Below are 14042 nucleotides of genomic sequence, written 5' to 3' on the forward strand. Positions count from 1 at the left end.
CGTTCACCTCCCTCCAGGGACGGGCAGTGCCTCGAAATGCGGGCCCAGCCGGGTCCGCAGGGTAGCCAGACCGCGCGCGGCCTGGCTTTTCACTGTGCCGGTCCGGCAGCCGAGCGCCGCGGCGGTCTCCTCGACGGACAGGTCCTCGAAGTACCGCAGCACCAGCACCGCGCGCTGACGCGGGGCCAACGCGGCGAGTGCCTGCTGGATCAGCTGGTCGTGCTCAGTCTCGGAGGCAGGAGCCGGGACGTCGGGTGGTGCGTCGGTGAGCCGCTCCCGTTTCCAGCGGCTGCGGCGGTTTTCCGCGAGGAAAGTGCGCAGCACGATTTTGCGCGCGTAGGCGTCGAGCGCGTCGTGCCGGGCCAGCCGCGGCCAGGCGAGGTACAGCTTGAGCAGCGCCGCCTGTGCGAGATCTTCGGCCCGGTGCCAGTCTCCGCAGAGGAGGTAGGCGGTGGACCGCAGGCTGTGCGCGCGCTCGCCGAAGTACCGGGCGAACTCGCCGTCCCACGGCGAGCTCTGCCCGGACGCCGGACGGGAGCGGGAGGGCACCGGGCGATCAGCCCCAGACCGAGGGCAGGTGCAGGTCGCCGGTCGGGCCCGCGGGCACCGCGGTCGGGACGCGCTTGGACTTCGCGGGCTGCCCCGGCGCGGCGACCTTCGGCGCGGCGGTGGTCTGGCGGTCCGCGGGAGCCGGGGCCGGCGCCGCGGTGGGCCGCTCGGCCGGGGCGGTCTGCGCCGGGGCCGGCTGCACCGACGGCGGGCCGTCCGCGGCGAAAGCGACCGCGCCGCCGGCCAGCGCGCCTCCGGCGAGCAGCAGCGAACCGATGGCGAGAGCGAAGCGAACACGCACGAGTTTCCTCCTGGTTCAGGCGAGCGCCGGGTGGCGCTTCTCTGCTCTAGTCATGCGGTCGGCGGTCGCCGGGGTTGCATCGGTTTTTTCTTTTTCCGGCCGGGACAGCCGAACGGCCGGGAGCGTTCGAGAGCTCCCGGCCGTCCGGTTGACGCTGGTTCGGTTCGCGGTCAGGCGGCCAGCGCCGACAGCTTGGTCCACGACGCCCAGTCGTAGGTCCAGTCGCTGTAGTCGCCGTCCTTCGCGCCCAGCTGCTGGGTGCTGCCGGAGATCTCCACCGGGTCGCCGGGAAGGACGCTGTCGTAGTAGATCTTCGCGTTCGCCGGCGACAGGTTCAGGCAGCCGTGCGAGATGTTCTTCTTGCCCTGCGCCCAGATCGACCCGGCGAGACCGTGGATGAACTCGCCGTTGTTGGAGATCCGGACCGCCCACGGCACGTTCACGTCGGTGTAGTTGTAGCGCGGGTTGCTCATCGAGTACGTCGAGTGCTTCGACATGACCACGTGCGTGCCGCTGTGCGTGACGCGGCCAGGGTCGGAGTCGAGGCCGTAGCTCACCGGGAAGTCCATGACCTGCTGGCCGTCGCGGATGACCTGCATGGTGTGTTCCTGGGTGTTGCCCTTGACGATCTGCGAGCGGCCGATGGTGAAGCTCGCCGAGACGTCCTGCTTGCCGTAGACGCCGTCGCCCATCGAAACGCCGTAGATGTTGGCCGAGACGACGACCTTCGTGTTCGGCTTGAAGTACTCCTTCGGCCGCCAGTGCACCGAAGTGTCGCCGTTGAGCCACGCCCACGCGCCCTCGGTCTTCGGCGTGGTCTCCACCGACAGCGCGCGCTCGACGGCGGCCTTGTCCTTGACCGCGCTCGGGAACGTGAGCGCGATCGGCATCGCGATGCCGTAGGTCTGCCCGTCGCCGACGTTCAGGCTGCCCTGCATCTGGCGGCGCGGTTTGACCGTGGTGAACGAGCCGTTGATCGGGACCTGCTTGCCGTCCTCGCCGGTGGCCTGCCCGGACCAGGTGTAGGTCTTGCCGTAGCCGAGGTCTTCGGTGCTGCTCCAGCTCTTCTTGTCCGGGGACTGCTGTCCCTGCACCTGTTTGCCGTCGGCGTTCGTGAGCGTGACGCTCCCGATGGTGCCGTTCGCGACGGTCACCTTCGCCGGTTCGCCCGGCGCGACGTTGCCCGCCCCGGACGCCGGCGTGAGCGCGACGGCCGCCGGTTTCACCGGAGTGGCCGGCGCCTCGGTCGGCCCGCCGCCCGCGGTCCCGCCCGCGTTCACGCTCGACCCGCCGCCGCTGCACGCCCCGAGCGTGAGCGCGGCGACCAAGCCCAGCACCGCGACGCCGGCCCGGCGGCGTGCGAAGTGTCGGATTGTCACACCGATCCCCAATCTCCCCTTGGTACCCCGAACACCCAGACGTCCCGAGACACCTTCACGTTCACCGGAAACGGGGTGACCAGCATCACACTGCACCGAGTGACCATCACGGAAGCGGCTCGAACGACCGCGCACTGTGCATCCCCGAAGTGCGCTGGGTGTACTGGATCAGCGTAGCCGCGGGTCCGACTTCGGTGCGTAGGCAGCGATACGACGTTCCGGTGACGCGCGCACGTCGGAACCGATCCTTGCGATCAACGGGGTTCAGATTTGGTGAGATCCCGGTAGGCTGCTGACCAGGCCGTCGTTTTGCGTGTTCGTGGCTTCACACTCGCGGAACTTCTGACGCGAGCCGTGGGGCCGAAAAGCTCTTCGCTCGTCTCGTTGGAACCGCCCGGGACGGCCTGGGTGCCGCTTCGGTGGCATTCGAAGCGGATCTGTTACGAGGAGTACAGCGGTGGCGCAAGGCACTGTGAAGTGGTTCAACGCGGAGAAGGGCTTCGGCTTCATCGCGCAGGACGGCGGCGAAGGCGACGTTTTCGTGCACTACTCGGAGATCGAGGGACGCGGCTTCCGCACCCTCGAGGAGAACCAGCGAGTGGAGTTCGAGGTCGGCCAGGGGCAGAAGGGCCCGCAGGCCCAGAAGGTCCGCGCGATCTGAGTCAGGCCCGCGCGTTTTCTCAGGCCTGAAAGAAGGGCCCCGACGGGATTTCCCGTCGGGGCCTTTTTTCATTGCGGCTTCCGTTGTGGGGAATGTTTGGAGCGACGGTTACCGCGGTTGATCCTGGCGGGTGTTGGGGCGGCGGCTGCCGGGTGCTCGGGTTCGGGGGTCGCCGGTCGAGGGCGGGTTTCGGCGAGGCTCCCGGCACGTACGGGCGACGCCGGATCGGATGGTTGCCCCACTGCGAGTGGGCGTGCGTGATCCGACCCGATCGGGTGGCGCTGGCCGCTGTGGCGGGTCGCTGGGGCCGGGTCGGTCGCTGGAGTTGGCGGGTTGGCTTCTCACGCGCCCCGCTGTGCCGTTCTTGGCAGGCGATCGTGCAGCTGCTCGACAGCGGCGGCCTCGGCTGGCTGTCGCCCTTGTCGCGAGCTATCCGCCGCGCCGTCCGTTTCGCGGCCAAGACCGCGTCGTCGGCGGCGGAATCCGAGAGCGTCCCGCTCACCGGGACTCCGGCGGTCCGGCGACCCCTGGAAAGGGAAAACCCCCGGCCGTCGGGGGAAGCCGGGGGTTTTCGTTCAGGGGGTGCGGGGATCAGCGCCCGACGAGGGGCTGCTCGAACGTCTCCGCCGGGAAGTGGAATTCGTCGGTCATCGCGTCGGAGTGGCGGCGCTCCTGGGCGGAGGCGGCCTGGCCCTCCCACGAGAGGCGCTCCAGGATCCATTCCTGCGCCAGTGCCTGCGGGGTCAGGTTCCTGGCGACGGCGATGTCCTTGAGCTGCTGGCTGGCGATGAGGTTCATCCGCAGCTGGTAGACCTGCGCGTCGCCGAAGCGGCTGCCGGTCCCGGTGCTCTCCGGGTCGGAGTCCGGGGCGAGCGCGGCGAGGTAGCTGGTGAGCTCCTTGTCCTCGACGACTTCGTCGCCGGCGGCTTTGGCGGCATTGCGATGCCGCCCGCTCGAGACGGCTTTGAGATTCGTGCGGCTGCTGAGGCGGCCGAGGGAGGGAAGAGGCACGCGGTCACGATAACGGTTGGGTCTCGGCAAAGAAACCACTGTGAGCCACGACACACGCATTTCCGTGCCCGGCAAGCCCAATTCGATCACCTGTTCAGCCCAGTCGGTAAACACATTTCGCGACTGTCTGTTGATCAGGGGTACGGAGAGTAGATCCGCAGGTCAGCGCCGGTGTGCGGAAATGGAGAGACCCCCGCGCCAGGGGGAGGAACGCGGGGGTCGGAGGGGATCTCCACAGGCGCTGACCGGGGGTGTGTCAGCAACACCGATTGTTGCACGAGTTCCGGGGATCGGCGAGGGGAAGCCGGGAGAAATCGTTCTGCGCGATCTTGGAATGCGTTACCAGGGAAGCTTCGGAGAGTGTTCGCAGGTTCACTCTCCGGGGGGCTGCCGGTGCTGCTCGCCGCTGGTTAGCCTCGCGGCCAGTTGTTGCGAACCGCATGGAGGGGCCATGAGCGGATCGGTCGAAGTTCGTCAGTTCCTCCTTCGGTACGAAGGTGCCGACGGGGGAAGCACGTCACTGTCCGGCGGCGTGCCGGCGCAGCGCGGGTCGTCGGAAGGGCACCGGGTCTCCGACGACCAGGTCCGCCGAGCCCGCCTGGCCGTCGCGGCCGGTGCGCTCGACGTCGAGGACTGCGCGCAGTTGCTGGAGATGCTCGGGCTGAGTCCGGGTGACGACGGTCAGGCGCCCGTACAGCGCTGAGAGGCTGGACGGCCGAACTGTGTGGGTTTCGGCGGCCTGAACTCTCGGCGTGCGCGCTCGTCTCCGGCGTAGAGTGGCGTGGCGCACACCGATCGTCCGACCCGGCTTCGAAGCGGCCGATCGGCGGGAAGCGGCGCGGGTGGGGCGTTGGCGCTGGCGTTACCGCAGGTCGGAGGCTCGCCGATCGCTTAATGAACCCCCCGTGCAAAGCCCTTGGAACGTGCCCTATGCTTGTAATCGCTCCCAGGGGAACACCTGAGAGCGCGGTCGGTCGGTCCACCGAAACCGATCGGGCTCCCATCGTTCAGTGGCCTAGGACTCCGCCCTTTCAAGGCGGCAACGCGGGTTCGAATCCCGTTGGGAGTACGCAGTACCAGTAAGGCCCTGTGGCGCAGTTGGTTAGCGCGTCGCCCTGTCACGGCGAAGGTCGCGGGTTCGAGTCCCGTCAGGGTCGCAAGATCGTTCGGCTCCTAGCCGGCGTTCCCGGCCAGGTAGCTCAGTTGGTACGAGCGTCCGCCTGAAAAGCGGAAGGTCGCCGGTTCGACCCCGGCCCTGGCCACAGCGAATTTCAGCCCCCATCCCAGCGGATGGGGGCTTTTTCGTCGTCTCGGTCTTCCCTTCGGAAACAGTCTTGCCAAACCTTCGGAGCGCTCCCTAGCCTCGATGATATCTCAAAAGGTCTGGACCACTGGAGGTCGAGGATGCCGGGAGATGTGGGACGTCGAGGTTTTCTGGCCGGATCGGCGGCGGTGGGGGTCGGGGTGATGGCACCGTTCGGAGCCGAGGCCGTCGAGGCACGGCCCGGGGTGGCGGTTTACGCGAACAACGTCGGTTACGCACCCGGCGCGCCCAAGCGGGCGGTACTCGCCGCTGAGTCGCCCCGGGCGATCCCGAGGTTCACCGTCGCGGACCTCGCCACCGGAAAGGTCGTGTTCACCGGCAGCCCGCGGCCGGCGGCTCAGGTCCCGGGATGGGACGACCGACATTACTGGACCGCGGACTTCTCCGCCCTGAAGGCCGAAGGCGAGTACATCCTGCTCGCCGCGGACGGGCGGTCGCAGCCGTTTCGCATCGACCAGCTGGTGCTCGAGCGCTACACGCTCTCCCACGTCGTGCACTACTTCAAGGGCACCCGCAGCTCGGACCGGTTCGACCGCCAGGACCGGCAAGCGCCGATCGGCCCCAAGGGCACGCAGGTCATGGACGCGCACGGTGCCTGGTACGACGCGACCGGCGACTTCGGCAAGCATTTCACGCAGCTGTCGGACCGCAGCTACTTCAACACTCTCCAGATCCCGCTCACCGCATGGGTGCTGGCCAAGGCGTACCAGCGGCTCACCGCGCGCGGCGACACCAAATTCACCCAACTGCGGACCTGGCTGGCCGACGAAGCGCTGTTCGGCGCCGACTACCTGCACCGGGTCAAACTCGACGGCGGCACCTTCGTCACGTCGGTCATCCAGCCGGGACCGCCGAAGGATCCGAAGCTGCGGTACGTCCTGGCGAACAGCGACGGCGACCCCGTCCAGGTGAATTACCGCGAAGGCGGCGGGGTCGCGATCGCAGCGCTGGCCGCGGCGACCACGCTGGATGCGTCGGGCGACTACTCGCACACGGAGTACTTGGCGACAGCGGAAGCTGCGTTCGAATACCTGGAGCAGCACAACGTCGAGATGACCAATGACGGCAAGGAAAACATCCAGGACGACTACGGTGCGTTGCTGGCGGCGGTCGAGCTGTACCAGGTGACTAAGAAGCCAGTCTACCGCGAAGCAGCGGATCGCCGGGCGCACAACCTGTTGCAGCGCTTGGTTTCCTGGAAGTCCTACCGAGACTACTGGTGCGCGGACGACGGCGACCGGCCGTATTTCCATCCCTCGGACGCTGGCCTGCCGGTGATCAGCCTGCTCGCGTACACCGAGATCGCTGACGCGGCAACGGTTTCTGACGTGTTGGAGGTGGTGCGGCGCTCGCTGGAGGTCGAACTCGCGGTGACCGCCGAGGTGCCTAACCCGTTTGGGTATGCGCGGAATCTTGTGCAAGATGGGGAGGGTAAGAGGTATAGCTCATTTTTCTTCCCGCACAACGTCACTCCGCGAGCGAAGGACCAGTGGTGGCAGGGGGAGAACGCGCGGATCGCTTCCCTGGCGACCGCCGCTCGCCTTGCTGCGCCACGGTTTCCCGGCGAGTTCGCGGCACGCCTGCGGTCGTACGCGGCTGATCAGCTGAACTGGATCTGCGGCAGCAACCCGTACGGCGTGTGCATGCTTGACGGCAGCGGCCACGCCAACCCGCAGTACAGCTGGCTCGGGTCGTGGCAGTTCCTGCCCACCGCGGGCGGAATCGTCAACGGCATCACCGGCTTGAACGAGGACGGCAGCGGGATCGCCTGGGATCGCGGATACGTGGTCACCGGAAAGGACGACGACTGGCGGTGGGATGAACAGTGGCTGCCCCACTCGACTTGGTACCTGTACGCGGTCGCGGTGGGAGATTGATCCAGGCCGCATTCCTGGGCAGTAGCGGTGCACAGTGCCTGGATTGTCGCGGGCAGTCGCGTGGCGCCGTGCCTGGTGGTGTCTGGCGCAGGCTCGGATGAGGCCGGTCACCGGGCGGTGGCGTGAGGCCCGGTGGGGCTGCTTGGCTTGTCGCGATCGCGGTGTTGCGTCTCGTCGTGCCCGCGAGTCTGCTGGTCCCGGCTTGTTGTCCGGCTCGCGGTCGAGCGGCCACGGCGCGGAGACTCGGCCTGTCCAGCACGAGCTTGTCCGACCCTCGGCGTGGTAAGCGCTCGCCAAACCACAGAACCGGCTGCGTGCCCGGCACGAACTGAATCGTGCCGGGCACGCCACCAACCGAAGCTCGAGCCCTAGATCAACGGCCCCCGGAACTTAGCCGTCCCCGGGACAAGTTGCACTGTCCCAAGCCCGCCGTGCGCGCTCGCGTACTCCAGCTCGCGCGACAGATCGCCAACACCGTTCGTCCCCGGCTGGGGCAGCAGGTTCAGCGTGCTGAGCACCCCGAGTGCGTTGCCGTCGCGGTCGAGGAAGCCGCTGCCGGAGTCGCCGGGGATGCCGGGGGTCACGGTGAGTACCGTGTGGCTCCAGCCGCCGCCTGTGTCGCCCAGGCTGGTGCCCTGTTTGGGGGACAGCTGGGTGATTCCGCCGCGCAGTTCCGAATTTCCGTAGCTGAGCACGGTGGCGAGTTGCTTCGTGCCGGTGGTGTTCACGCCAGTCGGCCCGCCCCAGAACGGCAGGCTTGGGTTCACCTTCGACACGTCCGCGGGGTCGACCTTCACGAGCGCGAGGTCGTTGTACTGGCAGGTGTTCGCGTCCGCCTCGTGGCGGGACTGCATGGTCAGCCACGAGTTGTAGACGAGCGTTCCCGGCTTGCTCGCGCCGGCGATTTCCACCGGGGTGCCGAGCGGGAGCGAACCGGCGGAGCAGCCGTTCGTTTCGGTCGAGCCGCCGGTGCCGGAGCAGTGCGCGGCCTGTCCGAGGAAGACATCCGTTCCGTTGCTGTACACGAAGTTCGAGGTGCATTGCGCCCCGTTGGTGTGCGTCTGCACCCCGGGGTGCACGGCGGCGGTGTCCGCCGGGGCCCAGGTCGGGGCCGCTGCCCACGCGGTCGCGGGCAGCAATGCGGCGGCGGTCGCCAGTGCCGTCACCGCACTGGCCCGGGCCAGTGGTCGAGGGGTCTTCATCGGGCTCCCTTCGAGAAAGGCCAGCACTCACTCGGACGTGTGCTACTGACTGGTAGGCATCGGGGGTACATCACACCAGAGAGTGGTGCCAGTCACAACCGTTGTGACCCTGGGTGACTATTGACCTAGAGCTAGCTGGAGGTTGCACACTGATCGCATGACTGGGGAATGGAACATCGAGGCAGCAGACGTCGACGCCTACCTCGCGCGCATCGGACAGCGGCGGGAGGAACCGTCCGTAGCCGCGCTGGGGCGGTTGGCGCGGGCGCACGTCGAGGCGATCCCGTTCGAGAACGTCGACGTGGTGATCGGCCGCCATCGCGGGATCGAGCTGGACGTCGTCAGCGAGAAGCTCGTCGGACGTCGCCGAGGCGGGTACTGCTACGAGCAGGCCGGGTTGTTCGCGGCCGTCGCCGAGCAGTTGGGTTACCAGGTGCAGCGCACGGTCGCGCGGGTGCAGCCGCGGAAGAGCGGGCCGTACACGCACATGACGCTCGTGATTACCGTTGAGGGGCAACAGTTTCTCGTGGACGTCGGGTTCGGGGCCGGAATCCTGGTGCCGATGCCGTTGATCGACGGGGCCGAAGTGGACCAAGCCGGGTGGGCGCATCGGATGACTCTCCGCGACGGCTGGTGGGTGCTCCAGAAGCAGGACGGCGACGGGTGGGAAGACCTGCACGAAGTGCTTCCCCTCGTGCACAGCCGACCGCTCGACTACCAGGTGTTCCACCACTACACGTCCACGCACCCGAAGTCCCCGTTCACCGGGCGGGTCGTGGTGATGCGGCTCGAACCGGGACGGTTCCGCAGGCTCCTCGGCCGCGAGTACCAGGAAAGCCACCCCGACGGCACGGTCGAAACGCGCACGATCGAACCGGTCGATCTCGGCAAGACCCTGGAGGACCTCGACGTCTTCCTCACCGAGGACGAGCTGGCGGCGCTGCTCGAGACTTACTGAAACAACTCCGCGGCAGCCAACGGCCGGCCCAGGTGGTAACCCTGGGCCTGGTCACAGCCGAGCTCCCGCAGCAGCGCCAGCTCTTCCGCCGTCTCGACGCCTTCCGCCACCACCGTCAGATCCACCGCGTGCGCCATCGCGATGATGCTCGTGACGATCGCGGCCGCGTCGCGGGAATCGGCGATTCCGGTGATGAACGAGCGGTCGATCTTGAGCGTGTCCAGTGTCAGCCGACGGAGCTGGGCCAGCGACGAATAGCCAGTGCCGAAGTCGTCGATCGCCAGCAGAACGCCCAGAGAACGCAAGGCGGACAACACTTCCGCGGCCGCCGACGTATCGCGCATGAGGGCGCTTTCGGTGACTTCCAGCGTCAACGATCCGGGCGGCAAGCCGGTGGTGGCAAGGGCATCGCGGACCGCGGGCACCAGGTGCGGGTCGTCCAGCTGCCGGACCGAGAGGTTGACCTTCAGACTCAAGTCGAGGCCCCGGCCGGTGCGCAGCGCGGCCAGTTCGCGCGTGGTGTCGCGCAGGACGTACTTGCCCAGCACGTTGATCAGTTCGCTTTCCTCGGCCAGCGGGATGAATTCCGCGGGCGAGATCGCGCCGTGTTTCGGGTGGGTCCAGCGCAGCAGCGCCTCGACACCGACCATCTCGCCGGTGCGCAGGTCGACCACCGGTTGGTAAGCGGGCCATAGCTGTCCACTGTGGACAGCATCGCGGAGGTCCTGCTCCATTCGCAACCGCCGCTGCATGCGTCTACGCAGGGCGACGTCGAAGAATTCGAACCGGCCGCGGCCGCGGGATTTCGCTTGGTACATCGCGACATCCGCGTCGCGCAGCAGATCTTCCGCGCTGCGGCGGTCGTCCGGTTCCACGAGCACGATGCCCATGCTCGCGTCCAGGTGCAACTGCCTGCCGTGCACCGAAACCGGTTCCGCCAGCACCGATCGCAGGTGCGCGGCGAACACGCCGACCTGCGCGGGACCGGTCGTCGCGGACGTGACGACCACGAACTCGTCGCCGCCCAGCCTGCCGACGACGTCGTCGGGGCCGGTGGCCCGGCGCAGCCGCTCGCCCGCGATGCGCAGGACCTGGTCGCCGACCGGGTGGCCGAGGGAATCGTTGATCAGCTTGAACTTGTCCAGGTCGAGGAACAGCACGGCGGCCGCCTCGCCGCCGTCGCGGCGGTTGAGCCGGTCCAGCACCAGGGTCCGGTTGGCGAGCCGGGTGAGCGGGTCGTGGGTCGCCTCGTGGGCCAGCCGGGCGCTGATCGCGCGCCGTTCGGTGATGTCGGTGAAGGACGTGACCACCGAGACGCCCTTCGGGTCGTCCGAATCGAGCAACCGCGAGGTCAGCGACACCCACACATCGCGACCGTCGGGGCGGCGCAGGCGCACGACCAGGCCGTTGTGCGTGATCCCGGTGCGGCGCGTGTGCATGGACGGCAGCTCGTCGTCCGGGATCCGGTTGCCTTCCTCGTCGAACAACACGAGCGTTGTGCACGGCACGCCGAGCAGGTCCGCTTCGGGGACGCCGAGGATGCGGCAGGCGGCCGGGTTCGCCGACTGGATCAGCCCGGTCGGGCCGATCACCAGCACGCCCTCGTCGAGCGCGGCGACGACCGTCGCGTAGTGCTGTTCGACGCGGCGACGTGCGGTTTCGTCCGTGCAGACCAGGAGGAAGCCGTCGACGGTCTCGGTCGCGGACACCCGGACCTGCCGCGGCGAGCCGTCCCGGCAGCGGTGGGTTTGCTCGGCGTCGCCGTCGCGGATCGAGGCCGGGGACGGGTCGATGCCGAGCACCTCGTGCACCCGCCTGCCGAGCGCTTCCGAGGCAGGCCAGCCGTAGACCGTCTCGGCGGCCGGATTCCAGCCGGTGACGATGCCCTCGGCGGTGATCGTGACGACGGCGTCGCTGACGTGCGTGACCAGCGCTTCCTGCGCGCGGACGGCGGCCGCGGCGGCGTGTTTGACGGTGCTGTCGCGGATCACCACCTGGAACGACGGCGGGTTCGAGTCGCTGGTGCGCACCGAAACGGTTTCCGCCACGAATTTGCTCCCGTCCAACCGTTTCAACACCGCTTCGCGGGGTTCCGCGCTGGGATCCTCCAGCAGGTCCGCGGATTCGGCAGCGACGAAGTCCGCGAACTCGCGGCTGACGACCTCGTGCGCCGCCCGTGCCGCGAACAGGTCCAGGGCCGCCTGATTGGCGTAGGTGACGACGCCGCCGGAGTACACGCAGATCGCGTCCGGGCTCTGCTCCATCAGCAGCTGGTACCGGTCGGACAGCTCCGCGAGGTCGGACTTCTCCGGCACCGTCTCCGCGACCGCCGAGGCGACGCCGAGCAGGCCGGTCGTGTGGTCCTGTTCGCCGACGGTCCGCGCACGCAGCCGGATGCGGCGCGCGGTGCCGTCGGGACCGTCCTGCGGCTGCTCGAGTTCGAAATCGCGGCCGGGCGGGGTGCGGCGGAGGTTCGCGGTGAGCGGGCGGAGCAGCTCGGTGAGCCGGTCGCACAGCTCCTTGCCGGTCGCGCCGGGGAGGCCGAGCACCGCGTCGAGGCCGGGCAGCCAGGTGAGGGTCGCCGGTTCGGAGGCGCGCAGGGAGAACAGGACCCCCGCGCCGGCGTCCGGCCGCAGGCCCGCTAGCTGGGCGCGCCGGGTGATCCCACCCGGTTCACCGGCCAGGGCGTCAGCCTCCATGGTGCTTCCGATCCCCCTTGTCGGCGTATGGCCCGTCGATTACACCACCGAGTGAAGCCTGTGTATATCCGCACGGGGAGCTGCTTGCGTCACTCGTCCGGACGATGAAGGTGGGTGCTATCGGGCGATGCGGGGCACGCTGCGCAGCCGCGGACCCCACACGAGCAGGCCGAAGTGGGCCGCACAGGCGTGTCCGAGGACCGTCACGACGGAGGCGAGACTGGCCGGATCGTCGGTCACGTAGACGCCGATAACGAATAGCTCAAGGGCCACGATCCCGGCGATCCGAGCCCTCCCGCGCAGCAGCGCGACGAGCACGCCGGCGGTGGTGAGGAAGCCGTAGCTGACCCCGATGTCGAGCCAGCGGCCCGCGGAATGCGGCAGGACGTCGGTGTGGATCAGGGCCATGACCGGCAGTTCGGTGGCGATCGTGGCGAGCACGTGGCCGCTGAAGAAGACCAGCGCCGTCCGGAGCCCGCCGAACCGCCGTTCGAACGGGGCGACAGCGATCGCGAAGATCACCGCGTACGGCAGCCAGCCGCCGTCGGCGATCCAGAACGCGCTGGTCAGGAGCGCGGTGAGGGGGTGGCGCGCCATGTTGTGCGCGTCGGTGCTGGAGACCGCGAGGAGCTTGTCGGTGAGCTTGGAGCTGCCGAAGCGGAGGAGCAGCGAGGTGCCGAGCAGCAGGACGAGGTAACCGAAGGTGAACGGCGTGGACCGCGGGCTGGGGACGAGGCTCAGCCAGGCGCGCTTCGGCCGCCAGCTCGCGGGGACGGCGGCTAGGAAGGGGAGCCTCGGCACGGGCTGGACGAGTTCGAGCGAGCTGGCGGCCGGGTCGTCCTTGGTCAGCACGGCCGTCGCCGTCGGTCGCGAGGACCCGTCGATGATCTCGACCAACTGGGTGCCGCCTGCGCTGGTGGGGGCCGCTGCCGTTGCGATGGCCGGTTCGGTGCCCGGGTTGCCCGGTTCCGGCTTCCCGGCCATCGGGACGGAGACCGGCTGGACGGCGGGCGTCCGTCCGCGCAGCCACGTCAAGGAGCGCCACTTCCGGGGAGTTCCGGCGGTGGCAGCACTGCGTGCCGGGCGGGGCGCCGGGTCCGGCTCGCGCAGCGACATGCGTCCAGAGTGGCTGGGCATGCTGGGATTTTGGCTAAGCGCAGCTGTGAATGCGCTGTGATTCACACCCGCTAGAGTGAGCACTCTGGGTAGAAGGTTTCTCTCTTTGTCACCCGTTCGGTGGCCGCATCCGGTAGGAATAGGCCACTCCTGGTGAAAGGTCTCACTGGTGAACGACGAGGTTTCGGTCGCCGAGCTGTTGGTGCGCGAAGGACACGAACGACGCATCCCGCCGCCGTCCCGGTCCAGGTGGCGCATGGTTTCGGTGATGCTCGCGGTGATCGTCGGCTGCGGGGCCGCGGCCATGCTCGTCTCGTACGGGACCACCGCGAACGACGGGGCCGCCCGGATCACCGAAATGCGCGTGATCGAGATGCCGGACCGCACCGGCGGTGCGGGCGGCGTCGACGAGACCAACCCGCCGACGCCCACCGGCGAGGAGACCGAAGAGGGCACTGCCGGCACGGGGGATGCGCCCTCGACCAAGGCGAACGTCAATCCGTTCGGCGAGCACAGCACCGCGGACCACCCGGCTGATTCCGCTCCGGCGCGTCCGTCGTCGAGCGAGCGGCCGGAAACGACCGGGCCGACTGGGCCGACTCAGCCGTCGACGAGCACGTCGGCGCCGTCGAGTTCGAGCCAGCCGGCTTCGTCGAGCAGCCATGAGCCGCCTTGTGTTTTGAACATTATTTGCCTTTAGGGGTCTGAGCGCGTCAGCGCGTTACGCGCGTTACGCGCGTTACGCGCGTTACGTGGTGTTGCGGAGGGTTGGGCTGGATCCGCAGGCGGGGGCCGTTGGTGTTTGTGGGGTGATTCGGCTCGTCGCCTGGCGGCGACATTGCGCCTGTTGGTTGCGTGGGGCACCCCGAAGTTTGATTGTGCTGACGGTTCGGGGGTGCTTGTCAAGGCGGGAAAGATGCCTTGACAAGCACCCCCGAACCGCAGGGAGGCTTCGTATCGGGGTT

12 protein-coding genes and 3 tRNA genes are annotated in these 14042 nt (G+C 68.5%); 8 read left to right on the top strand and 7 right to left on the bottom strand.

Going from position 1 to position 14042, the window contains the following annotated elements:
• Positions 1–3: 3 nt before the first annotated feature.
• The 3 genes from PUT80_RS39810 to PUT80_RS39820 form a co-directional block, all read right to left on the bottom strand.
• Complete coding sequence (locus PUT80_RS39810) at positions 4–549, bottom strand: SigE family RNA polymerase sigma factor (protein ID WP_275295218.1); 546 nt, start codon at positions 547–549, stop codon at positions 4–6.
• A gap of 7 nt (positions 550–556) precedes the next feature.
• A complete protein-coding gene (locus PUT80_RS39815) occupies positions 557–850 on the bottom strand; it encodes a hypothetical protein (RefSeq protein WP_275295219.1) in 294 nt (97 codons plus the stop codon).
• Between the two features lie 170 nt (positions 851–1020).
• Positions 1021–2229, bottom strand: a complete 1209-nt coding sequence (locus PUT80_RS39820) for an Ig-like domain-containing protein (protein ID WP_134663772.1) — start codon at positions 2227–2229, stop codon at positions 1021–1023.
• A gap of 457 nt (positions 2230–2686) precedes the next feature.
• On the opposite strand from PUT80_RS39820, the gene PUT80_RS39825 reads away from it, so the two are divergent.
• A complete protein-coding gene (locus tag PUT80_RS39825) occupies positions 2687–2890 on the top strand; it encodes a cold-shock protein (protein WP_003097368.1) in 204 nt (67 codons plus the stop codon).
• 591 nt (positions 2891–3481) lie between these two features.
• On the opposite strand, the gene PUT80_RS39830 is transcribed toward PUT80_RS39825, so the two are convergent.
• Positions 3482–3901 (bottom strand): hypothetical protein, encoded by a 420-nt coding sequence (locus tag PUT80_RS39830; RefSeq protein ID WP_037807455.1) that lies wholly within the window; start codon positions 3899–3901, stop codon positions 3482–3484.
• Positions 3902–4352: 451 nt separating this feature from the next.
• Between PUT80_RS39830 and PUT80_RS39835 the strand changes: the two genes are divergently transcribed.
• From PUT80_RS39835 to PUT80_RS39855, 5 genes are all read left to right on the top strand, one after another.
• Positions 4353–4604, top strand: a complete 252-nt coding sequence (locus tag PUT80_RS39835; RefSeq protein ID WP_275295220.1) for a hypothetical protein — start codon at positions 4353–4355, stop codon at positions 4602–4604.
• Between the two features lie 293 nt (positions 4605–4897).
• Positions 4898–4970, top strand: a tRNA-Glu gene (locus tag PUT80_RS39840).
• 14 nt (positions 4971–4984) lie between these two features.
• Positions 4985–5058, top strand: a tRNA-Asp gene (locus PUT80_RS39845).
• A 31-nt stretch (positions 5059–5089) separates the two neighbouring features.
• Positions 5090–5163 (top strand) — tRNA-Phe (locus tag PUT80_RS39850).
• A gap of 205 nt (positions 5164–5368) precedes the next feature.
• Positions 5369–7102, top strand: a complete 1734-nt coding sequence (locus tag PUT80_RS39855; protein ID WP_275295221.1) for a glycoside hydrolase family 9 protein — start codon at positions 5369–5371, stop codon at positions 7100–7102.
• Positions 7103–7470: 368 nt separating this feature from the next.
• Here the strand turns inward: PUT80_RS39855 and PUT80_RS39860 are convergent, their stop codons facing one another.
• Complete coding sequence (locus tag PUT80_RS39860) at positions 7471–8304, bottom strand: serine protease (RefSeq protein ID WP_275295222.1); 834 nt, start codon at positions 8302–8304, stop codon at positions 7471–7473.
• Positions 8305–8461: 157 nt separating this feature from the next.
• Between PUT80_RS39860 and PUT80_RS39865 the strand changes: the two genes are divergently transcribed.
• Positions 8462–9262 (top strand): arylamine N-acetyltransferase, encoded by an 801-nt coding sequence (locus tag PUT80_RS39865; RefSeq protein WP_037807467.1) that lies wholly within the window; start codon positions 8462–8464, stop codon positions 9260–9262.
• Here PUT80_RS39865 and PUT80_RS39870 read toward each other — a convergent pair.
• Positions 9256–11961 carry an EAL domain-containing protein gene (locus tag PUT80_RS39870; protein WP_275295223.1) on the bottom strand — a complete coding sequence of 902 codons (2706 nt, stop codon included), beginning with the start codon at positions 11959–11961 and terminating at the stop codon, positions 9256–9258. The two genes, PUT80_RS39865 and PUT80_RS39870, sit on opposite strands and share 7 nt — an antisense overlap.
• 117 nt (positions 11962–12078) lie before the next feature.
• Positions 12079–13098 carry a rhomboid-like protein gene (locus PUT80_RS39875; RefSeq protein ID WP_275295224.1) on the bottom strand — a complete coding sequence of 340 codons (1020 nt, stop codon included), beginning with the start codon at positions 13096–13098 and terminating at the stop codon, positions 12079–12081.
• Between the two features lie 148 nt (positions 13099–13246).
• Here PUT80_RS39875 and PUT80_RS39880 point away from each other — a divergent pair, with 148 nt between their 5' ends.
• A complete protein-coding gene (locus tag PUT80_RS39880; RefSeq protein WP_275295225.1) occupies positions 13247–13777 on the top strand; it encodes a hypothetical protein in 531 nt (176 codons plus the stop codon).
• The last annotated feature ends 265 nt before the right edge of the window (positions 13778–14042 follow it).

Source organism: Amycolatopsis sp. La24 (genome assembly GCF_029087445.1).
Lineage (GTDB): Bacteria > Actinomycetota > Actinomycetes > Mycobacteriales > Pseudonocardiaceae > Amycolatopsis > Amycolatopsis nivea.